Annotated in this window: 1 pseudogene; it reads right to left on the bottom strand. The window is 44.9% G+C overall.

The window, feature by feature from the left end:
- Positions 1-597 (bottom strand): annotated as a pseudogene (locus JWH17_RS23260) (ISKra4 family transposase); the annotation flags it as partial.

Below are 597 nucleotides of genomic sequence, written 5' to 3' on the forward strand. Positions count from 1 at the left end.
TTTATCTTTGTCCAGCAAATAACCACGAATACCTTTCGCCTCGCGCCAACAGTGAGGCTGCCCTTTTTCTTCTGTCCTGATTGGAACCATGGCGCCGTCAGCAGAAAAGACGAGTACTGGTCGGCGGTAACTGTCTTCTGATATATACTCTATAATTTGAGCAACTTCCTCGGCAGTTGGAGTAATCTCGGCAAGGCTGATTTCCGAGGCGACCTGATTGGTAAGTTTATGCACCGTATCGGCAGAAATATCAAAACGGTATATTTCGTTCATCATCTCTGCAGCTTCCTCAAAAGTTTCCTTGGCACCGAAAAGGGCTGCTATTTTTTGTATATCATACTGGTACTTACCATCCCTGAGATTAAGAACATCTTCATAAGGGTTATGAACGGCCTTGCATTTTGGGCAGGTATAATACGGGCAGTTAATCGTTATTGTTCCAAGCGTGGTAACGCATTCTCGTTTATTGTCATATTTCTTATGCACCCTGGAACCACAACCGGTACACGCTAGCGAGGTGATGTGCCTGCCAAGTTCGCCTTGAACAATAATCTGAACCAGTTCCGGGTCTATTGCAGGGTACTTTCTTCTAATGTT

The organism is Desulfogranum marinum, assembly GCF_016918565.1.
GTDB lineage: Bacteria > Desulfobacterota > Desulfobulbia > Desulfobulbales > Desulfobulbaceae > Desulfogranum > Desulfogranum marinum.